Source organism: Pseudomonas sp. FP597, from assembly GCF_030687435.1.
In the GTDB taxonomy this organism is placed as follows: domain Bacteria; phylum Pseudomonadota; class Gammaproteobacteria; order Pseudomonadales; family Pseudomonadaceae; genus Aquipseudomonas; species Aquipseudomonas lactucae.
This window is the reverse complement of record NZ_CP117432.1, coordinates 1,882,146-1,905,151: the sequence shown is the minus strand read 5'-3', so window position 1 is coordinate 1,905,151 and position 23,006 is coordinate 1,882,146. Positions and strand designations below refer to the sequence as shown.

The window sequence follows — 23,006 nt, the reverse complement described above, 5'->3', positions numbered from 1 at the left end:
ATGGGTGCCTGGCTTAGCAATATCTCGCTGAAGTACAAATTCTGGGCCGTGAATGCGGTCGCCTTCATCACCACCCTGCTGCTGGTGCTCTACGCCGTGCAGCTCGAACAGCAGGCGCGCAGCACCGCATCCCAGGCCTCCGCGCAGGCCCAGGGGCGGCTGCTGAATGCATGGCCGGTCGACAAGCCGCTGCCCAAAGGTGAACAGTGGCTGACGTTTGCGCGCGGCCAAGTCCCACAGCTAGGTGATCAAGATCTGTCAGCCTTGGGCACAGCCACAGGCTGGATCGAACTCAACCATATGCCGCTGTTCGGCGAAACCCCGCTGATGGGTGCCGATGTAATCGCCCGCCCGGACGGGCAATACATCGCCGTGCTGGCTTTCGCCCCCAGCATGAGCCAGGTGTTCGGTGAGCGCTTCGCCAACTATGCGGTGGCAGTGCTGATCCTGATGCTCGCCATGCTCGGCGCTTCGCAGTTGCTGATTCGCTTCCTGCTCAGCCAGCTCAACACCCTCAAGGACGTGATGCTGCACGTGGAGAAAACCGGCGACCTGTCGGCCCGCGTGCCCTTGGCGTGCAAGGATGAAGTCGGCCAGATGGCGACTGCGTTCAATGCCATGCAGGCCGGCTACCAACGCGTGGTCAACACGGTGGCACGCACCGCGCGGCAACTGGACGAAGGCGCCGCGCGCCTGGCCAGCAGCATGAACGAGGTGCAACACGGCATGCTCGGCCAGCAAAGCGAAACCGACCAGGCTGCCACCGCCATCAACGAGATGACCACCACCGTCCACCACATCGCCCAGCACGCCGGCGCCACCCGGGATTTATCCCAGACTGCCGACACCCTAGCCGGCAGCGGCCAAATCGTGGTGACCCGCGTGCAACACTCCATTGCGGGTCTGTCCAGCGGCGTGCAACAGACCGCCGAAATGATCCAGAAACTGGCCGAAGACAGCCAGAAAATCAACGGCGTGGTCAGTGTGATCCACAGCATCGCCGAACAGACCAACCTGCTCGCCCTCAACGCCGCCATCGAGGCCGCCCGCGCCGGGGAAATGGGCCGTGGCTTTGCCGTGGTCGCCGACGAAGTGCGCAACCTCGCCAAGCGCGTGCAAAGCTCCACCGACGAAATCACCCGCATGGTCTCGGCGCTGCAAGCCGGCACCCGCGACGCCGTGGACTTCATGCAGGAAAGCTCGTTCAAGGCCGACGACTGCGTGCAGCAGGCCCAGGAAGCCGGTGCCGCACTCGCCGAAATAACCGGCGCAGTGGCACAGATGCGCGAGAGCAATACCCAGATCGCCGTCGCCGCCGAACAGCAAAGCCACGTGGCCGAAGAGATGAACCGCGCAGTGGTGAGCATCCGCGATGTGACCGAAAACACGGTGCAGCAAACCGTGGACTCGGCGACCACCAGCAAGGAGCTGGCCACCCTGGCTGGGGAGTTGAGCAAGGCGATTGGCCAGTTGAAACTGTAGGACTGCTTAACCTGTAATCCGACTCCTACGATCGACCTTCCGTTTACCTGAAGTTTTGGCGAAACCTCCTAACAGTCCTGGCGAATAGCGCCGACTTCTTTACCCGACGAACCTCTGCAAAGTCTCTCGCCTGATCATTCAGCGCGAGGGACCGCCGATGCACCCATCCATTAATGCCCTGTTCAGTGGGGCCGCCTCTTGATTCCGGTCATGGGCAAGTTCGTCCTGTCTCCCATGAATGCCAAGGCGCCGGACGTTGAAGGCGTCTTGCGTGATTTTCGGGCGTGTCTCAACACCTTTGACGACTGGGCCGAAAGCTTCTGGAGTGGCTCGGCGCTTGAGGTGGAGCAGGTCTTCAAAGTCGGCGAAGACGTTGCGTTAGTTGCGCCCGTTTCGTCCACAAAACCCAGCGCTGTCGTCGCCAAGTGTGACGCCCAGGGTTCGCTGACTCTGGTGCATTTGTTTGAAAGCACCCGTTTCGTGCCTATCGGCAATACGCCGGTGATGCTGCAAGCGATTGCTTCCAATGGCAGCCCTGTAGGGACGCCGATTCATCGAACCATCGACTCCAGCGGCATTCTTGAAATCCAGGAGTGTACCCGCGACCAGAAATACCAGATCACCTTTTATCCCAACGTTTCCAAGGACCACGTCAAGGCGCTGTATGCGTCTTATCAGTCGGTGATCGCGGGGCTGGAGGCTGGCCTGCGTGATGAATGGGCGAAGACCTTCAAACCCCAATGGGACGATTTTGCCAACGCCACATCCTGGGAACGCAGTGCGATGCAGGGCGTGGCGTTTGCCAGCGGTTTGGCTCAGGCGCTCTACAACCTGTGGGACAACGTCACACAGTTGTATGAGCTGCTATCGGATCTCAAGGCCAACAGCGACAAGTTGTTGGCGTACATCTCCCAGGCGGAACTGGAAGAACTGCTGAAACTGGGCAAAGACGCCATCGCAAACGGTCTGTTGGTGCTCAGCGACGAGCCGCTGCTGTTCATCTATCTCTCGGCGATGGTCAGTTGGATACGCCTGCTGCCGCCGCCTGAGATGTACGAAGTGCTCGGTGAAATCACCGGCGAGGTATTGATCAATCTGTTCCTGATCTGGGCGACTCGAGGCATGGGCGTGCAGATTCGCCTCGGCGTTCAGGTGTTGGGGCACATCAAATCCGGACGGGCACGCAAATGGCTGGAAATGCTCGCCGACCAGTTGGTGGGACCCAAGCTGGAGATGCATGCAGAAGCGGCTAAACCATTGCTGCTGGGCAGTGCGGCGACCCCGATCAAGGCTGTGCCAGTTGCACCGTTGAAGGTTGGGGATCAGCTGATTTCCAACGCAGTGCCGGCGGTTCGTAGCAAGTCTCAGCGGACGGTGTTGGTTCGGCAGGAGCATGTCGATGATGTGCCTGTTTCGGGGAAAAACCCGAACGGGGATGCGGCGACGGCTTCGGATAAGACCGTCACCAATGGGTGCCCGGTGTCGATGGTGACCGGGGAGGAGTTGCTCACGCTCACCGACGGCACGTTGGATGGGATTTTGCCGTTTGAGTGGACGCGGCTGTATCGCACCAGTGCGGTCGAAGTGGATGTTGGGCTCGGGTTTGGTTGGAGCCATTCGCTGGCGCAGCGGCTTTCTGTTTCGGGCGATTCGGTGGTGTGGACCGACCATGAAAACCGTTCGACTGAGTTTCCGCTGCCGACTGAGGCGCGACCGGCGATCACCAATAGCCTGGCTGAAGCGGCGATCTATTTGGGGTCTTCGCCGGATGAGCTGGTGCTGGCCCAGGCGTCGCGGTTTTATCACTTTCGCGACGGTGTGCTGGTCTCGATCAGTGATGCGTATGACAACCGGCTGCGGATTGCCCGGGATTTTATGGGGCGCATTGAGCGGCTCGATAACGGTGTCGGCCGTTCGTTGTGTTTGCGTTATGAGCTGGGCCGCATCGTGGCGGTGGATTACCAGGTTCAGCGGGCCAAGGGGTATGAGCCTTACGAATGGGTGACGGAGCAGAGCGTTGTTTCCTACGCCTATGACGACGTGGGACGACTCGTTTGCGCGACCAATGCGGTAGGCGAAAGCGAGGTTTATCGGTACGACGAGCAGCACGTCATTCTGGAGCGTGGACTGGCCGGTGGCGCGAGTTTCTTTTGGGAATGGGAACGCTCCGGTAAGGCGGCGCGCTGTGTTCGGCACTGGACCAGTTTTTCGCAGATGGATACGCGGTATGTCTGGGGTGATGACGGCCGTGTTGTCGTGCATAACGCCGACGGCAGTCAGGAAGTGTATGTCCACGATGACCGCGCACGGTTGGTGCAGCGTGTTGATCCGGACGGCGCCCAGCATTTTAAATCCTACGACGCGAAAGGCCGGCTGACGGTCGAGCAGGATCCGCTGGGCGCGGTGACGGCGTATCAGTACGACGATGCCGGACGCTTGGTGGCGTTATTTCCGGGGGATGATGAACCGACGTCCTACGAGCATGACAATGGTTTCGTACGGGTTGTGCGGCGTGGGGAGGCCGTCTGGAAGTACGAGCGCAATGACCAAGGCGATGTCATTCGCAAGACCGACCCTGACGGTACTTCCACAGACTACAGCTACAACAAATACGGCCAACTGACGGGAGTTTGGTATCCGGATCACAGCTGTCATCGCCTGGTGTGGAATGAACGCGGTCAGCTCATTGAGGAGCAACTGCCCAATAGCGGCGTGCGTCGCTATCGCTACGACGATCTGGGCCGCCAGATTGCCCGCGAGGATGAACAGGACGCGCTGACCCAATACCAATGGGACAGCGTCGGCCGGTTGATTCGCATCGTGCTGCCAGGCGGTGCAACGCGAGAATACAGCTACAACCCCTACGGAAAAATCACCGCCGAACGCGACGAACTCGGCCACATCACCCGCTACGAATACGCCGATGGCCTGCACCTGATCAGCCGCCGCATCAATGCTGACGGTACTCAGGTCAAGTACCGCTACGACAACGCTCGACTGCTGCTGACCGACATCGAAAACGAAATCGGCGAAACCTACCGGCTGGATTACCACACCAACGGCCTGATCCAGCAGGAGATCGGCTTCGACGGTCAACGCACGTCATATACCTACGACCTCAACGGCAACCTGCAGGAAAAAACCGAACACGGTGATGACGGTCGTCAGCTAGTTACCGTTTACCAGCGCGACTATGCCGGACGCCTTGTAAGAAAAACCCTCCCCGACGGCAACAAGGTCGATTACGCCTACGACCGCCAAGGCAACCTCCTCAGCGTCGACGACGGCCACTGGGCGCTGGCCTACGAATACGACACTCAAAACCGCCTCACCGCCGAACATCAAGGCTGGGGCACCTTGCGCTATGGCTACGACGCCTGCGGTCAGTTGCAACACCTGCGCCTGCCAGACAACAACCGACTGGTGTTCAACCACGCCAAAGGTGGTCATTTGGCGACAGTTGAGTTGAATGGCGAAACGCTGACCTCGCACCTCTTCAAAGCCGGCCAGGAGCACCAACGCCAACAAGGCCAACTCCTCAGCCACTACCACTACGACGACCAGCACCGCCTGCACGCCCACACCGTCACGCAACAGGAAAATTACTTCTACCAACGCCACTACGACTACGACCCATCCGGCAACCTCACCCGCCTCAACGACACCCGCAAAGGCGAACACCACTACCGCTACGACCCGCTCAACCGCCTCACCCACGCCAACCACTCGCAAGACCTGCAGGAACGCTTCGCCCATACCCCCGCCGGCAACCTGCTGATGCAAGACCGCCCCGGACCCGACATCGTGGCCGGCAACCGCCTGATGATTCAGGGCGACCGACACTACGACTACGACGCCTTCGGCAACCTGATCCGCGAACGGCGTGGCAAAGGGCATCAACTCGTTACCGAGTACCGCTACGACTGCCAGCACCGGTTGATTGGCCTCACCCAGCCCAACGGCCAAACCGCCAGCTACCGTTATGACCCGTTTGGGCGGCGCATCAGCAAAACCGTGGACGGCATCACCACCGAGTTCTTTTGGCAGGGCGACAAACTCATCGCCGAACACCATGCGGATCGTCATCGCAGCTATCTCTACGAACCCAATAGTTTTAGGCCGTTGGTGCTGCTGGAAGGCTTTGGTCCACAGGAAACAAAACCCTACCACTACCAACTCGACCACCTCGGCACGCCCCAAGAACTCACCGCTCCAGACGGCGAAATCGTCTGGTCCGCCCACTACCGCGCCTACGGTCAAATCAATCGTCTAGATAAAAGCAAAATCGACAACCCGCTGCGCTTCCAGGGCCAATACTTCGACCAAGAAAGCGGACTGCACTACAACCGCCATCGCTACTACAATCCGGATATTGGTCGTTACCTGACGCCTGATCCCGTGAAGCTGGCAGGTGGGGTCAACGCCTACCAGTATGTGCCCAACCCTACGGGGTGGGTGGATCCTTTGGGGCTCAGCGCAGATTGCCCCGGGTCAAAAAGAAAAGATCCCGCTTGCGCCACGCCAACTCAACCGGATATTCCTAATGTTTCTCGCAAGGGGGCTTTCAGGCAAGCTAAAAGAGATGCCCATATACCGATGAATCAGAGCCCAGACGTGATGACCCACCCGAAAACCGGGCGGACGACACAGTACAAAAAAGAGAACATGACCGACCTGAATGATAAAAAAATACTGAGTACTACCGGTCACCCTATTGAGACGAGGGTATATCAATTTACAAGAGAAGATGGCTCACAAGTTCTTATTCAAGATCACTCTGCCGGGCATAAATACGGAAGACCGGACGGGCTTGGAGATCAAGTAACACATTTTAATTTACGACCTATTGAACAACCTCGCAACGGTAAAGTCATCGGTGCAGAAGCACACTACTTTTTCAGGAGGAAACATGAAACACTGGAATGAACTAGACAAAAATATATTCTTTGAAAAAATCTTTACCCAGCCTGTCAAGATAGGAGAAATTACGCTGTTTTCTTTGCAAATAGACAATGATCGGCCGAATTTGGGTATTGGGTTCGACATACCTGAATTCCCAGACGTCCTACCGGAAAAATGGAAAAACAAAGGTTACAACGTTTGCAGACTTGGCATTGACTGCTATGGCATTAGCGACCTAAAAATACTAAACATACCCATCCGAGACACTTTTATTTTAAGAATAACAAAGGAAAATGATCAGCTCTACTTCCAAGCCACCAACAAAAGCTCTTTAATCGAGTTCAAGGCTCAGAGCATCTCAATTTGCGACCCTAACCTTTACATCAGAGGCAAAGATGAAGACTTCTAAAACAACAGAACACAGTAACAAAAAATAGGGATACGCCAGGAATGAAAAAATGAAACACTGGAATGAATTGGACGGAAGTATATTTTTCAGCAAAATCTTCAGCACACCTATCGAAATTGGAAAAGTAGCTCTTTTTTCTTTAAGAATAGAAAATGATCAACCTTGTATTGGCATGGGTTTCGATATACTCGAATTTCCAGACAACCTACCAGAAAAATGGAAAAACAAAGGATTCAACACATGTAGAATAGGCATAACATGCAATGAAATCAAAGAGTTGCAAATTCGAAATATTCCTGCGCACGAAGTATTTATTGTAAAAACCAAAAAGACAGTAATTATTTTACATTTGAAGCCATAAGTAACAGCGCATCTATAAACTTTAAAGCTAATTTCATTTCACTTAGCGGCCCTAGTGTGTACATCAATGGACCTGACGACTACTACTTTAAGTAATCAACATATTCACAACTCAGTAAATACACACCGGAAAGGACACCAAACGAACGAGCCATCTTAAAACAGACGAAATATTCAAAATTTTAGACATCAACGCCAAAAATCCTTAATCAAACAAGATCCAAAGTAAGCACTTATGAATGATCAATTATAAACGTGTTACTTAGGGATAAAGGCGGTTTGCCATAAATTGCTGCCTATAGCCCCCATAGCCAACCCCAATTCGCCGCATCACCCTCTCCCACCTAAACTCCTTCCAAGTTGTTTCAACGGACAGAGGATTCACCATCATGGGCAAACGTCACCCCAATCTCCCCGCCTGGCAATGGCGTAACTACCCCCAGAACCACCAGCACCCGACCAACCTGGCGTTACACCTGATTGCCGTGCCGCTGTTCATCGTCGGTTTTCTGCTGATCGTGTCGGGCGTATTCAGCCTGAGTGTGGCCAGTTTTGCCGTAGGCATCGTCGGTATCCTGGCCGGCCTGGCGTTGCAGCGTCACGGTCATAGCCTGGAAGCCGAGGCCAGTGAGCCATTCAGTGATCGTAAGGATGCGGTGCAGCGTCTGGTGGTCGAGCAGTTCGTGACGTTCCCGCGCTTTGTGGCGAGCGGTGGCTGGTGGCGCGCCTGGCGGCAGCGCCATCGGCACTGAGGTTCAGGCGAAGACCACCACGGTCTGGCGACTGAGGGCGATCAACTCGCCGGTCGGGCTCCACAGCGCGGCGGCGGCATGGCCGTAGCCATCGCGGGCGTGTTCGATATTGACGTAGTACTGGCACCAATCGAGGGTGGTCAGATCTTGTAGCGGCTGGATGAATTCGATGGTCCAGGTCAGCGTGCTGCCTGGCGCGGGTTTCTTAAGGTGCGGGAGCAAGGCCGGAGGCCAGGCGTCGACCAGGGCGAGGATATGCGCTTCGGTCAGCGGTTCTTCCTTTACGTCCCCGCGCAGGCGAACCCAGCCGCCCATGTCGCGGGATTGGGTGCCCGTGAACGGTAGGCCGCCGACACTCCAGCGCATCGCCAAATGCCGCATGAATTCGGGGGTGACGCCCTTGATATAAGGCAGTTCCTGGCACTGGTCCCAGTGCTTGAACACCGGCGGCGCTTCGCTGACCACATCGATTTCCGATTCGCGAGACGCACCGAAACTGGCCTGTACCAGCGTCGCCGTTTCACCATCTTGCACCACGCGACCGAGCAATTGGCTGACGGCCTTGCCTTCGCGCAACACTTCCACGTGATAACTGGCCGGTACATCAGCCGCCACCGGCCCCACAAACGTGATGGCCAGCGAGCGCAGTGGGCGATCCGCCGGCACCTGGGCGCGCAGGGCTTCGTACTGTAACGCGGCGACCAAACCACCAAAAGTCGCGCGACCTTGGCCCCATTCAGCGGGAATGGTGACGTCCAACGGGTTACTACGGACGGCGTCGAGCAAATCACTGAAGCGCATGGCGACCTCACGTCAAAAATTACAGAGAGGGGATCTTAACGACCGAGCGGGAGAGGCACAGCGCTCATTCCGGCCAAAAGCCGGACCGACTTAGAAACAATCGGCGCTGAGTTTATCCAACACGCGATCCGCCTGCCCTTCCGCTTTGGCCATGGTTTTATGCCATACCGCCACACAGGGCTGCAGATCCGCTTGATGTTGAGCCTGGGCCAGCCACTGCCAGCAGTCGTGCCAATCGCCCAGGGCGGCCTGGGCTTTCTTCAGGTGCGACATGGCGTCGGCGGGCAACCTGTCCAACCCGGGATAGGCCTCGGCGGCGTAGCGCACGCGCTTGATCAGCAAGCGCAGGCGATGGCGATCATGCTCGGGGTCCTTGAGGGCCGCATCGAGTGCCTGCCATTGCTTGGCCAGACGTTTCTCGATGCGCGAACGCAGGCCCTTGAGGAGTTTTTGATGTTGGGATGCGCGGATGAAACGCGGGAAGGCATCCAGAATAAGCAGCAACTGCGCCACTTCAGCACTTTTCGCCACTTGGCGATAAGCATCGGGTTGCAAGCGCAAGCGCCGATCCGCCGCCGCGTAATGACCATGCTGGTGCAGATAGGCCGCCAACACTTCGCGATCGCGCAGCGGCGTGGTCAATTGGCCGACCGCGCGGGCGGCCATTTCAAGCTGTTCGACGCCCGGCAACCCACGCAAGGGCCGTAACAGGCTGCGCAGGCGCCGCACCGTGGTGCGCAGATCATGCAACGCTTCATCGTCGGTGACGGCAGCAAGGCGAGCCTGGCAGCTCAGTAACCCTACTTCCAGGCCAATGACCTGAGCGACTAACTGATCGACCAACGCTGACATTCTGCCCTCACTTTCCGATGAAAAATCCTACTCGCTGCTACGCTTCAACGTCCGGCGCGCGATTCACGGATATAGAACCGCGCCTTCTCAGCCTTGTTGGAGCAACCTTCAAAGGCTTCAAACTGCTGCTGGGTCTTGGCGCCCGTCAATAGAGATAAGGCCTTGGAGTAACTGACGGTGCCGGCAAACCCTTCAGCCTTGGCCAAGTCGAGTTCTTTCCAGGCAGCGTCCAATTGCGAGCCGCAGCTGTCGCGGTAGGCAGTTTTCCCGGCACAACCGGCCAAGGCCAGCATGATCACAGGCACACACATCCAGGCTTTCATCGATGACACCTCAAAAATAGAAAAACAGTCGTAGCGTGTAGACGTTACCTACAACAAAAAGTGCCTTGTCCTTAGCCTGAAATCGGTAGTACCTATTGCCAGAGCATACCCGAGCCTCGTCGTTTTTCTGGAAAAATATTGCACAGCTGGGCGAAGATTGAAGACGCCCCCTCAATAGGTGCATTGTGGGCGTCTGCCGATAAAGGACATGGACCATGAAGAAACGTGTTGCCTTGGTGCTGGGCTCCGGCGGGGCCCGGGGCTACGCCCATATCGGAGTGATCGAAGAGATCGAACGACGCGGCTACGACATCGCCTGTATCGCCGGCTGCTCCATGGGAGCCGTGGTCGGCGGGATCTACGCCGCCGGCAAGCTGGACGAGTACCGCAACTGGATTGAAAGCCTCGACTACCTCGATGTGCTGCGCCTGGTGGACGTGAGTTTTCGCCTGGGCGCGATTCGCGGCGAGAAAGTCTTCGGGCAAATCCGCAAGATCGTCGGCGAGATCAATATCGAAGAGCTGCGCATCCCCTACACCGCCGTGGCCACCGACCTCACCAACCAGCAGGAAATCTGGTTCCAGGAAGGCTGCCTGCATCAGGCCATGCGCGCTTCGGCGGCGATTCCCAGTCTGTTCACCCCGGTGATGCAAGGCAACCGCATGCTGGTGGATGGCGGCCTGCTCAACCCGTTGCCGATCGTGCCGGTGGTGTCGAGCCACTGCGACCTGATCATCGCGGTCAATCTCAACGCCACCAACCAGAAGCATTACCATTTGCCGGTGATCCAGCGCCCGCCCGCGTTCAAGAGCCGCTTCAACAGCCTGGCGAAGTCACTCGGCTCGCATCTGCCGTTTCGCCGCAAGCAGGCCGAGCAGTTGATGAAACTCGAACAGGAGGCCTTGCAGGCCCAGGCGGCGGAGATCAATCCGTGGCTGGAGTCGGCCGAACCCGAATCCCAGCAACCCGCCGCCGCGCCGGAAAAACCCGGCGCGCCGAAGTCGGCCACCGGGTCGTTCATCATCGATAACGTGGGGCCGGCGTCGCTGCTGGACCTGATCAACCAGAGTTTCGAGGTGATGCAAACGTCGTTGGCCCAGTACAAGATCGCCGGTTATCCGCCGGATGTGTTGATCAACGTACCGAAGCGGGTGTGCCGGTTCTTCGAGTTCTACAAGGCGCCGGAATTGATCGCCCTGGGACGCGAGATTGCCAGTGATACGTTGGATCGGTATGAGAGTGAGCAGCGTTGAAAGATGTGGCGAGGCTGATGGCGCCGGATAGTTTCAGGGCTGAACACTTAACAACCGATACCCCACCCCCGCCTCGGTCACGATAAACCGTGGCTGAGTCGGGTCATCCGCCAGCTTCTGCCGTAGGTGGCCCACCACGATGCGCAAATAGTGGCTGTCTTCGGTATGGGTCGGCCCCCAGATATCCTTGAGCAATTGCTGTTGGGTAATCACCCGCCCCGCATGCCGCGCCAGCTGCGCCAGCACCGCATATTCCTTGCGGGTCAGCGCCACCTCGGCGCCGTCCAGCAACACGCGGCGATAAGCCAGGTCCACGGTCAGCGGGCCGAAACTCAACGCGGCCTCCTGTGCCTCGCCCGCCGGCGCCTGACGCAGCAACGCGCGCACCCGAGCGAGGAACTCCTGGATGCCAAACGGTTTGGTCACATAATCGTTGGCGCCACCGTCGAGCGCTTCGACCTTTTGCCCTTCGCTGGCGCGGACCGACAGCACCAGCACCGGCACCGTCGACCATTCGCGAAACTCACGCAGCACCTGCTGGCCATCCATGTCCGGCAGGCCAAGGTCGAGCACCAGCAAGTCCGGCTTGTTCAATGCCGCCTGGGCCAGGCCTTCGTTACCGGTACCGGCCTCAATCACTTTGTAACCCTGGGAGGCCAGGCTGATGCGCAAGAATTTGCGGATCTGCGGCTCGTCATCGATGACCAAAATCGTCGCGGTCTGGCTCATGGTGTCCAATCAAAATCCGTGGAGGAAAGAGGGTAGCTCACGACTCGCGCTCCAGGCCAGGCTGTGTCGGCAATGGCAGGAACAAAGTGATACAAGTGCCGCGCCCTTCAATGCCGTCGGCCACGCTGATATGCCCACCGTGCGCGCCGACCATGCCCTGACAAATCGCCAGGCCCAGGCCGGTACCCTGCCCGCCTCGATCACCGCGCGCAGCGGTGTAGAACATATCGAATATCTTCGCGCGCTCCTCTTCGGGGATCCCTGGCCCCTCATCGGCCACGGCGAAAAACAGTTGGTTATCCAACACTCCCGCGCTCAATTGCAAACGGCCCAGAGGCGGCGAAAAGCGCGCGGCATTTTCCAGCACGTTGACCAGCGCCTGCTCGATCAACGCGGCATGTACGTACAGCAACGGCAATTCGGCCGGCACCTCGATGCTTACCTGCAGCGGCGCCAGCACCGCGCGCAAACGGCCGAGGGCGCTGCCGACGATATCGCCGGGCGACACCCAGTCCCGCGCCAGCTTCAGCGCGCCGTGCCCCAGGCGGGTCATGTCCAGCAGGTTCTGGATATAGCGGTCGAGGCGCTCGGCCTCATCGCGGGTGCCTTCGAGCAACTCACGGCGATCCTCCAGAGGGATGGCCTCCCCCAGCGCCAGCAGGCTGTCGATGCTGCCGCGCATGGAGGTCAACGGCGTGCGCAAATCATGGGACACCGAAGCGAGCAAGGCGCTGCGCAATTGTTCGGTTTCACCATGCAGGCGCGCGGATTCCAGTTCCTGAGCCAGTTGAGCGCGAGCCAGGGCCTGGGCCAGCGGCTGACTCAAGGCCGTGAGCAAGCGCCGACGTTGGCCGCTCAGTTCCAGGCCGGGTTTGGCACTGACACCGAGCAAACCCAGCGGCCCCTCTTCACCCGAAAGCGGCCACCACCACCAACGTCCGAACGGCAAAGTACCGGTGCCCTTGCCGGCGGGTTGGTCATGTTGCCACGCCCAATCGGCGGCGGCGCGTTCAGCTTCGGTGAGGGTCAGAGGGCCGCCGGTCTCGATCTTCCAGCTACCCTGGTCGTCGCGATTGACCAGGCACAGGTCCAGGTCGCTCCAGCCTTCCAGATGATGGGCCGCCGCACTGACCACCGCCTGGCGATCAGTGGCCGCCGTGAGTTTGCGCGACAGGTCGAGCAACTCACTGGTTTCTTCCTGAGTATCGCGCAACGCTTGCAACTGTCGGCGCTGGCGGGCAGCGAGGTTGCCGGTGAGCGCCGCCATCAGCAGGAAGAACAGCAGGGTCAGTACATCTTCTTCGCGCTGGATGGCGAAGGAAAAATTCGGCGGGATAAACAGAAAGTCATACGTCAGAAATGACAACGCCGCACATGCCAGGGATGGCCCCAGGCTGCTGCGTACCGCCACCAGCAGCACGGCGGCGAGAAACACCAGCGAGATATTCGGCAGCGGCAACACGCTGGACACCGCCCAAGCCACGGCGGCAGCCATGACGGTGGCGACCACCGCCAGGGCGTAATCGAACCACACCAGGCCACGCACCTGCGGCAAGCGCGGCGGTGCCGGCGTGTCATCGGTGTCGAGCACGTTGATTTCCAGGCTTCGAGCATTGCGCAGCAAGCGCGACGCCAGACCGCCACCCAACAGGCGGCGGTGCCAACGCATCCGCGACTGCCCCACCAATAACAGGCTGGCGCGACGTTCGTGGGCGTGCTGAATCAGCGTCTTGGCCACCTCCCCTGCGCGCAGTAACACCACTTCGCCACCCAGGCGCTCAGCCAGTTGCTGGGCGTTTTGCAGACGCAGCCGCGATTGCTCATCCCGCGCACGGCCGTTATCGATATGCACCAGGCTCCACGGCAAGTGCCGACGCTGCGCCACGCGACTGGCATGCCGCACAAGGCGTTCGGCCTGTGCATCGCCATCCACGCCCACCAGCAAACGGCCGCGCACCGCCGGCGCGGCCTGGCCGAGTTGGCGATAACCCTGGGCCAAGTCGTCGTCGACATGTGCCGCGGCGGTCTGCATCGCCAGCTCGCGCAGGGCCATCAGGTTGGTCTGAGTGAAAAATGCATCGATGGCGGCGCGCGCCTGTTCCGGTACATACACCTTGCCGTCGCGCAGACGCTCCAGCAGCTCGCGCGATGGCAGGTCGATCAGCAGCAGTTCGTCTGCCTCTTGCAGCACCCAGTCGGGCAGGGTTTCACGTACCTGCACGCCGGTAATGCCACGTACCTGGTCGTTCAGGCTTTCCAGGTGCTGGACGTTGACCGTGGTGAACACGTTGATACCGGCGGCGAGCAGCTCCTGGATGTCTTGCCAGCGTTTTTCATGGCGGCTGCCGGGGGCGTTGCTATGGGCCAGTTCGTCCACCAGCACCAGCTTGGGTTTGGCGGCGAGCAGGCCGTCGAGGTCCATCTCTTCGAGCATCACACCGCGGTACTCGCTGCGCAGCAACGGTTGCTGCGGCAGGCCGCTGAGCAGGGCTTCGGTCTCGGCGCGGCCGTGGGTCTCGACCACGCCAGCGATCAACTTCACGCCCTGGCGCAGCTGAGTGTGGGCTGCCTGGAGCATGGCGTAGGTCTTGCCCACCCCAGGCGCGGCGCCGAGGAAGACTTTGAGCCGGCCACGGCCGTTGCGGGGTAACTCGGCTAACAGTGCGTCGGCGCGGCCGGAGTCGCTCATGCGTGGGGTTCCTTCAATTGTTCAGGCCCAGAGAAATCCAATGTGGGAGGGGATCAGAGTTTTTCCAGGGCCATGTTCAGTGCCAAAACATTCACCACCGGCGGGCCCACCAACGGGCTTTCGATATGCTCATCCAACAGCCGCTGCAAGGTCGACACCGGCACATTCCGCGCCGCCGCCACCCGCGCCAGTTGATAGGCAATCGCCTCGGGTGGCAAGTGTGGATCAAGACCGCTGCCGGAGGTAGTCAGCGAAGCTAATGGCACCGGTCCCTGGCCGGGTACCTGCTGTTTATTCGCATCATCGAACACGCGAGTGGCCAGCGCCGGGTTGCTCGGGCCGAGGTTACTCGCGCTGCTGGAAACGGTCGCAAAGGCGCCGGCCGAAGGACGCGGGTGGAACCAGCTGTCACCGGTAAAATCCTGGGCGATCAGGCTGGAGCCGCGCACCTTGCCACTGGCATCGCGCACCAGGCTGCCATTGGCCTGATCAGGGAACGCGACCTGGGCAACGCCGGTCACCACCAACGGGTAGGCAACGCCGGTGATCAGGGTCATGAGCACCAGCAGGCTCAGGGCCGGACGGATGATATTGGACATTTCAGACTCCTCAATTCAGTGGGTTTACACCAGGTGCAACGCGGTCAGCAGCATGTCGATGGCCTTGATGCCCACGAACGGCACCAGCAGCCCACCCAAGCCGTAGATCAGCAGGTTGCGCCGCAGCAACGCCGCCGCACTGGCCGCCTGCACCCGCACACCGCGCAGCGCCAACGGAATCAACACCACAATGATCAGCGCGTTGAACACGATGGCCGAGAGGATCGCGCTCTGCGGGCTCTGCAGATGCATCACGTTGAGCACGCCCAGCTGCGGGTAGATCGAGGCAAACAGCGCCGGCAGGATCGCGAAGTATTTGGCCACGTCGTTGGCGATGGAAAAGGTGGTGAGCGCACCGCGGGTTACCAGCAATTCCTTGCCGATCTGCACCACGTCCAACAGCTTGGTCGGGTCGCTGTCGAGGTCGACCATGTTGGCGGCTTCGCGGGCGGCCTGGGTGCCGTCGTTCATGGCCATGCCGACGTCAGCCTGGGCCAGCGCCGGGGCGTCGTTGGCGCCGTCGCCGCACATCGCCACCAGTCGGCCGTCGTTCTGTTCATGGCGTATGCGTGCGAGTTTTTTCTCGGGAGTGGCTTCGGCCAGTACGTCGTCCACACCGGCTTCAGCGGCAATCGCGGCAGCGGTCAGTGGGTTATCGCCGGTGACCATCACCGTACGAATGCCCAGCTTGCGCAGCTCGGCGAAACGTTCACGAATACCGGGCTTGACCACATCCTTCAAATGAATCGCACCGAGCAATTTGCCATCGGCGCACACCAGCAACGGCGTGCCACCGCTTTGGGCGATCTTGTCGATTTCCCGCGACAGCGCAGGCAAGAGGTCACTGCGTTGCTGCCCAATGAACGCCAGCAGCGAATCCACCGCGCCTTTGCGGAATATGCGCCCTTGGTAGTCGACACCGGACAAGCGGGTTTCGGCGCTGAACGGCACGGCGGTCAGCTCATCCAGGGACGGTTCGGCCTGGGGGTGCAAGGCGCGCAGGTATTCGACAATGGATTTGCCTTCCGCAGTGTCGTCCGCCAGGGAGGCGAACAGTGCGCCTTCGGCCACCTCGCGACCGCTGACGCCAGGCGCCGCGACCACCGCCGCGCAACGACGGTTACCAAAAGTGATAGTGCCGGTCTTGTCCAGCAGCAACACATGCACGTCCCCCGCCGCTTCCACCGCGCGACCGGACTTGGCGATCACATTCAGGCGTACAAGGCGGTCCATGCCGGCAATGCCGATGGCCGAGAGCAAGCCGCCAATGGTCGTAGGAATCAGCGTCACCAGCAGTGCGACCAAAAACACTAACGGCAAACTGCCATTGGCGAAGTGGGCGAACGGCTGCAGGGTCACCACCACCAGCAGGAAGATCAGCGTCAGGCCGATCAGCAGGATATCCAGCGCAACCTCGTTGGGGGTTTTCTGGCGTTTGGCGCCTTCCACCAACGCAATCATGCGGTCCAGGGTCGACTCACCGGGGTTGGCGGTGATGCGGATCAGCAGCCAGTCCGAGACCAGGCGCGTGTTGCCGGTGACGGCCGAACGGTCGCCGCCGGACTCTCGGATTACCGGGGCGGACTCGCCGGTGATCGCCGCTTCGTTGACCGCCGCGATGCCTTCGATGACCTCACCGTCACCGGGGATCATCTCCCCAGCGGCGACGCGTACCACATCGCCTTTGCGCAGGCTGGTGGCCGGCACGACCTTGAAACTGCCATCGGCCTCCTTGCGCCGCGCGCTGAGGCCTTCGCTACCGGCCTTGAGGCTATCGGCACGGGCCTTGCCACGTCCTTCGGCCAAGGCTTCGGCGAAGTTGGCAAACAGCACGGTGAACCACAGCCACACGGCGATCTGCACGGCGACAAACGTAGGTACGCTGGTGTCGGGCACGAAGCAGAGCACGGTGGTGAGGATCGCGGTCAGCTCGACCACCAGCATCACCGGCGAGCGTTGCAGCTGGCGCGGGTCCAGCTTGACGAACGCCTGGACCAGCGCCGGGCGCCACAGGGCGGAGATCGCGGTTTTGGCAGGCGCCTGAGTGGTGATCGGGGCCGCGTTTTTTGCAGGCATATTCATGTTCATATCCCTTCCTAGAAGCCCATACTCAGGTGTTCAGCGATAGGACCCAGTGCCAGCGTCGGCAGGAACGTCAGGCCGCCCACCAGCAAAATGGTCACGGTCAACAGGGTCACGAACAGCGGTCCGTGGGTGGGGAAGCTGTTCTGGCCAATCGGCGCGCTCTTTTTCATCGCCAGGCTGCCGGCCAGGGCCAGTACCGGGAGGATGTAGCCAAAGCGGCCGATCAACATGCCCAGGCCGAGCATCAGGTTGTGGAACGGCGTATTGGCGCTGAAGCCGGCGAACGCCGAGCCGTTGTTGGCGCTGGCGGAGGTGTAGGCATACAGCAACTGACTGAAACCATGTGGGCCAGGGTTGCTGATGGCGCCAGCCGGGCCGGGCAGGCTGGCGGCAATGGCACCGAGCACAAGCACGCCTACCGGCATCACCAACAGGGTTACGACGAGCAATTGCACTTCCTTGGCCTGGAGTTTCTTGCCCAGGTATTCCGGGGTGCGACCGATCATCAGGCCGGCCAGGAACACCGCGATCAGCACGTTGAGCAGCATGCCGTACATACCGGCGCCGACGCCGCCGAAGATCACCTCGCCGACCATCATGTTGACCAGCGCCACCATGCCACTGAGCGGATTGAGGCTGTCTTGCATGCCGTTGACCGAACCGTTGGACGCCGCCGTGGTAGTCACCGACCACAGCACAGTGCCGGTGGTGCCGAAGCGCGCTTCCTTACCTTCCAGTGGCGCGGTTTGCTCCACGGCCGGGTTGTTCAGGGCAGGGTTAGGTTGGTACTCGGCCCACAGCGACGTCGCGCCGCCGATCAGGAACAGCGCCAGCATGCAGCCCAGAATGGCGCGGCTCTGGCGCAGGTCTTTGACGTAGTGGCCGAAGGTGAACACCAACGCCACCGGGATCAGGATGATCGACGCCAATTCAAACAGATTGGCCCAGGCGGTCGGGTCTTCAAAGGGGTGCGCCGAGTTGACGCCGAAGAAGCCACCGCCGTTAGTGCCGAGTTGCTTGATCGCAATCTGACTGGCCGCCGGGCCCAGCGGGATCACCTGATCCACGCCTTGCATCGTCACGGCATCGACGTAATGGGCGAAGGTTTGCGGTACACCCTGCCACACCAGGAACAGTGCCAGCACCAGGCACAACGGCAACAGCCCGTAGAGCGTGGCTCGGGTCATATCGACCCAGAAGTTACCCAGCGTCTGGGCGGATTTGCGACCGATCCCACGGCATAACGCGACCAGTACGGCAAGGCCGGTGGCCGCACTGACAAAGTTCTGTACGGTCAGGCCGGCCATCTGGCTGAGGTAACTCAGGGACGCTTCGCCGCTGTAGTTCTGCCAGTTGGTGTTGGTCATGAAACTGACTGCGGTGTTGAAGGCCAGTGTCCATTCCTGGCCCGGCAATTTCTGTGGGTTCAGTGGGAGAGATCCCTGGAATATCAGGATCGCGAACAACAGCAAAAAGCCCGCGAGGTTAAACGCGAGCAAGGCCAGCATGTATTTCTGCCAGCTTTGTTCCTGCTGCGCATCCACGCCGGACAGGCGATAACAGGCCCTTTCGACAGGCCCCAGCACCGGGCTCAGCCAGGTGCGCTGGCCTTCCATCACCTTGTAGTAGAACCGTCCCAGAAACGGCGCCGGCACCAGTACCACGGCAAAGAAGGCGATGATCAGCCAATAGTCATAACTGTGCATAGCCCGCTCCTAGTTCCGATCCGCGCGTAACAGCGCAACCAGCAGATAAATGAACAGCGCCACGGCCAATAGCAGTGACACCCCGTCCAGAACGCTCATGGAAGTCTCTCCGTTTAGCGGCGAGTGCCGCGTGTGGGGCAATTGTCCGCAGGAGTGGCGTAAAGGAACGAGAGCGAGGGGGTGGACGGGGCGTAAAGATGGCGTAAAGAGTGGGTTTATACGGGGTTTACACTGGGTATTCGGCGTCTGGACTTGCCCCCGATAGCGCCGGCTCAATCACCGCCGCACTTATCTGGTGCGACACCGGGAAATTTCAAACGCCAAACCATCCCCCAGACGACAGTTGCGCCGCTTTACGACAATGATTCCCAGGCTGGCATGCCCGCTGCAACACCTTGAATCATTCAAAACCGTTCAGGGAGCGCAGCACAATGAACACACAACTCAAGCCCACCTTGGGCACCCTGCACTTATGGGGCATTGCCGTCGGGCTGGTGATCTCCGGGGAATACTTCGGCTGGAGCTATGGCTGGGGCGTGGCCGGGACCTTGGGCTTTCTGGTGACCTCATTGATGGTCGCCGCGATGTACACCTGCTTTATCTTCAGCTTCACCGAACTGACCACCGCAATTCCCCATGCTGGCGGCCCCTTTGCCTACAGCCGCCGCGCCTTTGGTGAAAAAGGCGGCTTGATTGCCGGGTTGGCCACCTTGATCGAATTTGTCTTCGCCCCGCCCGCCATCGCCCTGGCCATCGGTGCTTACCTGAATGTGCAGTTTCCGGCGCTGGACCCGAAACACGCGGCCGTCGGCGCCTATATCGTGTTCATGGGCCTGAACATCCTTGGCGTAAAACTCGCCGCCACCTTCGAACTGGTGGTGTGTGTGCTCGCCGTGGCCGAACTACTGGTATTCATGGGCGTGGTCGCCCCGGCCTTTAGCTTCAGCAACTTCGCCCTGAATGGCTGGGCCGGCTCCGACACCTTTGGCGCCCCAGCGATTGCCGGTATGTTTGCCGCAATTCCGTTTGCCATCTGGTTCTTCCTCGCCATCGAAGGCGCGGCCATGGCGGCCGAAGAAGCGAAAGATCCTAAGCGCACCATTCCAAAGGCCTACATCAGCGGCATCCTCACCTTGGTGATCCTGGCCATGGGCGTGATGTTCTTCGCCGGCGGCGTGGGCGACTGGCGCACCCTGTCAAACATCAACGACCCATTGCCACAGGCGATGAAAACCGTGGTGGGCGACAGCTCCGGCTGGTTGCACATGCTGGTGTGGATCGGCCTGTTCGGCCTGGTGGCGAGTTTCCACGGCATCATCCTCGGCTACTCGCGGCAGTTCTTCGCCCTGGCCCGTGCCGGTTACCTGCCGTCTTTCCTCGCTAAACTGTCGCGTTTCCAGACACCCCATCGCGCCATTATCGCCGGTGGCGTGGTCGGTATCGCCGCCATCTACAGCGACGGCCTGATCAACCTGGGCGGCATGACGCTGACGGCGGCGATGATCACCATGGCGGTATTCGGCGCCATCGTCATGTACATCATGAGCATGCTCAGCCTGTTCAAACTGCGTAAAACCGAGCCACTGCTGGAACGTACCTTCCGCGCGCCGGGCTACCCGATCGTACCGGGCATTGCCCTGGTGCTGGCAGTGGTGTGCCTGGTGGCCATGGCCTGGTTCAACACACTGATCGGGCTGATTTTCCTGGGCTTCATGGTGGTGGGTTTCATCTACTTCCAGATGACTGCGCAGGACCGCGCCGATGCCCCGGCAGATGCAATGTTGACCGGGCTCTAAGATTTGCGAGGCAGAACGGCCTACACTGAACTACTCAGAAAGCCCGTTACTCAAAGCAGTCATTCCCGTGGGAAAAACCTCCCACGGCAATCTGCCTCAAGGAGAGCCTTATGCCGTGGTACGCGTGGTTGATTATGGTAGTAGCGATCGGGTCGATCGTCGGTGGGCTGATGATGCTGCGTGACAGCGCCAACAAGGTGGAACTCACCGACGAACAACGCAAACGCGTGGCCGAGCGCAACGCCCAGGCGGATGCCAAGGATGCGCAGGATCGCTAGGGTTTCTTACTCCCAGTCCGCCTTGGCAATATGCAACCCGTGCTGCCCCTTGTAGGCAGCACGCTCCGGCTGGCTCCAGCCGCTCAATAGCTCTTCCTCCAGTTTATAAATCTCAACCCCCAGCGGACGGCAGACTGTGAGCGGGTCCTGCGCATCCGGCCCCCACATCGGCAGCGACAAATCCCCGCCTGGGCACGTCGACAGCGCGCACAGCAAATCAATTTCGGCAAAGAACTCCAGGTAATCGCCCTTCTGTGCCGGGCACGCCTTCATGAAATACATGTCGTCATGATTCAGGCCGGTGCACTGAAAAATATTCAGCACGTCATGCACATCGAATTCCGTCAGGCCGTGGGGCAACACTGCACGCGTCAGGTTCGAGTGGCAATGGTGATGAAAGTCCTCACCGGTCAGCATGCGGTTCACATACGGATCGCAGCGCGTGCCAAGCAAATCGTGCAGGCGCCCGCCGTGTTCATCGATACCGTAGCTGGCCAGGCTGTCATCGGTAATGGTGACCAAAGGCCGCAAAAACGGCAGGTTCGACCACAGCCGGTCGTGGGTGCTGACATGCGCGCCCTGCAACTGACGGGTGCGCGCCGCCCATAGGCGTTCACGCGGGTCATTGGCGTTCCACACGTTAAAGTCCCCCACCTGCGGTCCCACCGGCGTGGTCACACGAAATACATGCCCAGCCGGTACCTTCCACGCCCTGCCCGTACGAATGGGTACTTCGAACTGCTCAATCAGCGTGCGTTGATCCGCTCGATCACGAATGCGCTCATAAAACGCCGTGTCAACCTGCAGCGCCGAACCTTTACTGACCTGATAAGCGGCCGGATAGTCTTTGTACATGGTGCAGATCCTCGATCAGGCAGGGGAGAACAGGGCCAACGACAGACATTCCGAATCCTCCAGGTACAGGCTCATCGCCTCCCCTGCCGCCGGTTTGTCCTGCTGGACCAACAATTGGTAAATTTCACGGTCACGCTCCAGCCAGGGCGACTGAAAACGCTGCTCATCGGGCGCTGCGCAAAACACCAGGCGCAGTTGCGCAATGACCTGGGCAAAGAACTCGTCGAACAACGGACTGCACATCAAACCCACGATGTGCTGATGGAACCGCAAGCTGTGTGTCGCCACGGTGCGCCAATCTTCGCGCTCCCGAGCAAGGGTGGTGGCATCAATGGCGTTTTGCATGCGGTCCGATTGCTCCGTCGTGAGCGGATCGCTCTGGGCAATCGCCTGCAACTCAAGGGTACGACGGACTACAAACAGGTCGCGCACCTCGTGGCGTTCCAACCGCCGCACCACCACGCCCTTGTTGCGCACGTAACGGGTCAACCCCTCGTGGCCCAAACGATGCAGCGCTTCACGAATCGTATTGCGCGAAGCGTTGTAGGCCTTGACCAGCTCGACCTCGACCAACGGCATGCCCGGCAAAAGCCGACCGCCGATGATGTCGGCACGCAACTCCAGAGCAATCTGATCGGCTAGCGACAAACTGGGAGACATGATTACCTCTCGATTGTTGAACAATCTACTCGGGAGACGTAATCACTTTTCATGCCAGGTTGGCGGTCAAGAGTTGGAAGACGAAAAGGCCGATCAGCGACCGGCCTCTTCTCACTGCCTTAGTTGAGCGCCAGCCTGTCGCGGTTCTTCTCCAACAGCGCCTTGCCGATGCCCTTCACTTCCAGCAATTCATCAACCGCCGTGAAGGGGCCATTGCTTTCACGATAAGCGACGATCGCCTTGGCCTTGGCCGCGCCGATGCCGAAGAGGTCGCGGTGCAGGGTTTGCGCGTCAGCGGCGTTGAGATTGACCTTGGCCGATTGCTCGGTCTTGGTGACTTGCGCGGTGATAGGGGCTGGCGTTTCGGGTTTGACGGACGGGGCGGCGGTGGTCGCTGCCGACAAAGTAGTGAGAAAAGCGAAGATTAGCGAGGTGAGAGAGGTGTTTTGCATTGGTGACGCTCCATGACATCGGT

The 23,006-nt window shown here is 59.8% G+C and carries 20 protein-coding genes; 8 read left to right on the top strand and 12 right to left on the bottom strand.

Annotated elements, in window-relative coordinates:
* The 5 genes from PSH66_RS08880 (at window position 1) to PSH66_RS08860 (ending at window position 7,905) form a co-directional block, all read left to right on the top strand.
* Window positions 1-1,482 (top strand): methyl-accepting chemotaxis protein, encoded by a 1,482-nt coding sequence (locus PSH66_RS08880; protein WP_305428835.1) that lies wholly within the window; start codon window positions 1-3, stop codon window positions 1,480-1,482.
* Between the two features lie 198 nt (window positions 1,483-1,680).
* Complete coding sequence (locus PSH66_RS08875; protein WP_305428833.1) at window positions 1,681-6,408, top strand: RHS repeat-associated core domain-containing protein; 4,728 nt, start codon at window positions 1,681-1,683, stop codon at window positions 6,406-6,408.
* Window positions 6,392-6,793 (top strand): Imm50 family immunity protein, encoded by a 402-nt coding sequence (locus PSH66_RS08870; RefSeq protein WP_078823745.1) that lies wholly within the window; start codon window positions 6,392-6,394, stop codon window positions 6,791-6,793. The genes PSH66_RS08875 and PSH66_RS08870 overlap by 17 nt, the downstream gene beginning before the upstream one ends.
* Before the next feature lie 49 nt (window positions 6,794-6,842).
* Complete coding sequence (locus PSH66_RS08865) at window positions 6,843-7,154, top strand: Imm50 family immunity protein (RefSeq protein ID WP_305428831.1); 312 nt, start codon at window positions 6,843-6,845, stop codon at window positions 7,152-7,154.
* 388 nt (window positions 7,155-7,542) lie between these two features.
* Window positions 7,543-7,905 carry an Mpo1-like protein gene (locus tag PSH66_RS08860; protein ID WP_305428829.1) on the top strand — a complete coding sequence of 121 codons (363 nt, stop codon included), beginning with the start codon at window positions 7,543-7,545 and terminating at the stop codon, window positions 7,903-7,905.
* A gap of 3 nt (window positions 7,906-7,908) precedes the next feature.
* Here PSH66_RS08860 and PSH66_RS08855 read toward each other — a convergent pair whose 3' ends face one another.
* From PSH66_RS08855 to PSH66_RS08845, 3 genes are all read right to left on the bottom strand, one after another.
* Window positions 7,909-8,706 (bottom strand): acyl-CoA thioesterase II, encoded by a 798-nt coding sequence (locus PSH66_RS08855; protein ID WP_305428828.1) that lies wholly within the window; start codon window positions 8,704-8,706, stop codon window positions 7,909-7,911.
* 90 nt (window positions 8,707-8,796) lie between these two features.
* Complete coding sequence (locus PSH66_RS08850; protein WP_305428827.1) at window positions 8,797-9,558, bottom strand: CHAD domain-containing protein; 762 nt, start codon at window positions 9,556-9,558, stop codon at window positions 8,797-8,799.
* A gap of 44 nt (window positions 9,559-9,602) precedes the next feature.
* A complete protein-coding gene (locus PSH66_RS08845) occupies window positions 9,603-9,881 on the bottom strand; it encodes a hypothetical protein (RefSeq protein WP_003172685.1) in 279 nt (92 codons plus the stop codon).
* A 215-nt stretch (window positions 9,882-10,096) separates the two neighbouring features.
* Between PSH66_RS08845 and PSH66_RS08840 the strand changes: the two genes are divergently transcribed.
* Entirely contained in the window at window positions 10,097-11,134 is a 1,038-nt protein-coding gene (locus PSH66_RS08840; RefSeq protein WP_003172684.1) for a patatin-like phospholipase family protein, read from the top strand.
* A gap of 33 nt (window positions 11,135-11,167) precedes the next feature.
* Here the strand turns inward: PSH66_RS08840 and PSH66_RS08835 are convergent, their stop codons facing one another.
* From PSH66_RS08835 to kdpF, 6 genes are read right to left on the bottom strand one after another with little or no spacing between them, the layout of a single operon-like run.
* Window positions 11,168-11,863 carry a response regulator gene (locus PSH66_RS08835; protein ID WP_042944374.1) on the bottom strand — a complete coding sequence of 232 codons (696 nt, stop codon included), beginning with the start codon at window positions 11,861-11,863 and terminating at the stop codon, window positions 11,168-11,170.
* A 37-nt stretch (window positions 11,864-11,900) separates the two neighbouring features.
* Window positions 11,901-14,552, bottom strand: coding sequence for a sensor histidine kinase KdpD (locus PSH66_RS08830; RefSeq protein ID WP_305428825.1), 2,652 nt, complete (start codon window positions 14,550-14,552; stop codon window positions 11,901-11,903).
* Between the two features lie 53 nt (window positions 14,553-14,605).
* A complete protein-coding gene (kdpC, locus tag PSH66_RS08825) occupies window positions 14,606-15,151 on the bottom strand; it encodes a potassium-transporting ATPase subunit KdpC (RefSeq protein WP_003172681.1) in 546 nt (181 codons plus the stop codon).
* Window positions 15,152-15,175: 24 nt separating this feature from the next.
* Window positions 15,176-17,233, bottom strand: coding sequence for a potassium-transporting ATPase subunit KdpB (kdpB, locus tag PSH66_RS08820; RefSeq protein ID WP_370694827.1), 2,058 nt, complete (start codon window positions 17,231-17,233; stop codon window positions 15,176-15,178).
* Window positions 17,234-17,247: 14 nt separating this feature from the next.
* Window positions 17,248-18,942, bottom strand: coding sequence for a potassium-transporting ATPase subunit KdpA (gene kdpA, locus PSH66_RS08815; protein ID WP_141064939.1), 1,695 nt, complete (start codon window positions 18,940-18,942; stop codon window positions 17,248-17,250).
* 9 nt (window positions 18,943-18,951) lie between these two features.
* Window positions 18,952-19,041 carry a K(+)-transporting ATPase subunit F gene (gene kdpF, locus PSH66_RS08810; RefSeq protein WP_003218754.1) on the bottom strand — a complete coding sequence of 30 codons (90 nt, stop codon included), beginning with the start codon at window positions 19,039-19,041 and terminating at the stop codon, window positions 18,952-18,954.
* Window positions 19,042-19,373: 332 nt separating this feature from the next.
* Between kdpF and eat the strand changes: the two genes are divergently transcribed.
* Window positions 19,374-20,738 carry an ethanolamine permease gene (gene eat / locus PSH66_RS08805; protein WP_003172676.1) on the top strand — a complete coding sequence of 455 codons (1,365 nt, stop codon included), beginning with the start codon at window positions 19,374-19,376 and terminating at the stop codon, window positions 20,736-20,738.
* A 110-nt stretch (window positions 20,739-20,848) separates the two neighbouring features.
* On the top strand, window positions 20,849-21,016 hold the full coding sequence (locus PSH66_RS08800; RefSeq protein ID WP_003172675.1) for a DUF2897 family protein: 168 nt from the start codon (window positions 20,849-20,851) through the stop codon (window positions 21,014-21,016).
* Between the two features lie 6 nt (window positions 21,017-21,022).
* Here the strand turns inward: PSH66_RS08800 and PSH66_RS08795 are convergent, their stop codons facing one another.
* The 3 genes from PSH66_RS08795 to PSH66_RS08785 all read right to left on the bottom strand — a co-directional run bounded on the left by PSH66_RS08795 (window position 21,023) and on the right by PSH66_RS08785 (window position 22,983).
* Window positions 21,023-21,871: a DUF1989 domain-containing protein gene (locus tag PSH66_RS08795; protein WP_003172673.1), complete on the bottom strand. Its 849-nt coding sequence runs from the start codon at window positions 21,869-21,871 to the stop codon at window positions 21,023-21,025.
* A gap of 15 nt (window positions 21,872-21,886) precedes the next feature.
* Window positions 21,887-22,531: a GntR family transcriptional regulator gene (locus PSH66_RS08790; RefSeq protein WP_305428821.1), complete on the bottom strand. Its 645-nt coding sequence runs from the start codon at window positions 22,529-22,531 to the stop codon at window positions 21,887-21,889.
* A 119-nt stretch (window positions 22,532-22,650) separates the two neighbouring features.
* Window positions 22,651-22,983, bottom strand: coding sequence for a ComEA family DNA-binding protein (locus PSH66_RS08785; RefSeq protein ID WP_003172671.1), 333 nt, complete (start codon window positions 22,981-22,983; stop codon window positions 22,651-22,653).
* Window positions 22,984-23,006: the final 23 nt, after the last annotated feature.

Excerpts from the sequence above, each read along its gene's own strand:
- PSH66_RS08840 (WP_003172684.1), top strand. The coding sequence starts at position 10,097 with ATGAAGAAACGTGTTGCCTTGGTGCTGGGCTCCGGCGGGGCCCGGGGC.
- PSH66_RS08855 (WP_305428828.1), bottom strand. The coding sequence starts at position 8,706 with ATGCGCTTCAGTGATTTGCTCGACGCCGTCCGTAGTAACCCGTTGGAC.
- PSH66_RS08795 (WP_003172673.1), bottom strand. The coding sequence starts at position 21,871 with ATGTACAAAGACTATCCGGCCGCTTATCAGGTCAGTAAAGGTTCGGCG.
- kdpF (WP_003218754.1), bottom strand. The coding sequence starts at position 19,041 with ATGAGCGTTCTGGACGGGGTGTCACTGCTATTGGCCGTGGCGCTGTTC.
- PSH66_RS08870 (WP_078823745.1), top strand. The coding sequence starts at position 6,392 with ATGAAACACTGGAATGAACTAGACAAAAATATATTCTTTGAAAAAATC.
- PSH66_RS08880 (WP_305428835.1), top strand. The coding sequence starts at position 1 with ATGGGTGCCTGGCTTAGCAATATCTCGCTGAAGTACAAATTCTGGGCC.
- PSH66_RS08845 (WP_003172685.1), bottom strand. The coding sequence starts at position 9,881 with ATGAAAGCCTGGATGTGTGTGCCTGTGATCATGCTGGCCTTGGCCGGT.
- kdpA (WP_141064939.1), bottom strand. The coding sequence starts at position 18,942 with ATGCACAGTTATGACTATTGGCTGATCATCGCCTTCTTTGCCGTGGTA.
- PSH66_RS08865 (WP_305428831.1), top strand. The coding sequence starts at position 6,843 with ATGAAACACTGGAATGAATTGGACGGAAGTATATTTTTCAGCAAAATC.
- kdpB (WP_370694827.1), bottom strand. The coding sequence starts at position 17,233 with ATGAATATGCCTGCAAAAAACGCGGCCCCGATCACCACTCAGGCGCCT.
- PSH66_RS08860 (WP_305428829.1), top strand. The coding sequence starts at position 7,543 with ATGGGCAAACGTCACCCCAATCTCCCCGCCTGGCAATGGCGTAACTAC.
- PSH66_RS08835 (WP_042944374.1), bottom strand. The coding sequence starts at position 11,863 with ATGAGCCAGACCGCGACGATTTTGGTCATCGATGACGAGCCGCAGATC.
- PSH66_RS08800 (WP_003172675.1), top strand. The coding sequence starts at position 20,849 with ATGCCGTGGTACGCGTGGTTGATTATGGTAGTAGCGATCGGGTCGATC.
- PSH66_RS08790 (WP_305428821.1), bottom strand. The coding sequence starts at position 22,531 with ATGTCTCCCAGTTTGTCGCTAGCCGATCAGATTGCTCTGGAGTTGCGT.
- eat (WP_003172676.1), top strand. The coding sequence starts at position 19,374 with ATGAACACACAACTCAAGCCCACCTTGGGCACCCTGCACTTATGGGGC.
- kdpC (WP_003172681.1), bottom strand. The coding sequence starts at position 15,151 with ATGTCCAATATCATCCGTCCGGCCCTGAGCCTGCTGGTGCTCATGACC.
- PSH66_RS08785 (WP_003172671.1), bottom strand. The coding sequence starts at position 22,983 with ATGCAAAACACCTCTCTCACCTCGCTAATCTTCGCTTTTCTCACTACT.
- PSH66_RS08830 (WP_305428825.1), bottom strand. The coding sequence starts at position 14,552 with ATGAGCGACTCCGGCCGCGCCGACGCACTGTTAGCCGAGTTACCCCGC.
- PSH66_RS08850 (WP_305428827.1), bottom strand. The coding sequence starts at position 9,558 with ATGTCAGCGTTGGTCGATCAGTTAGTCGCTCAGGTCATTGGCCTGGAA.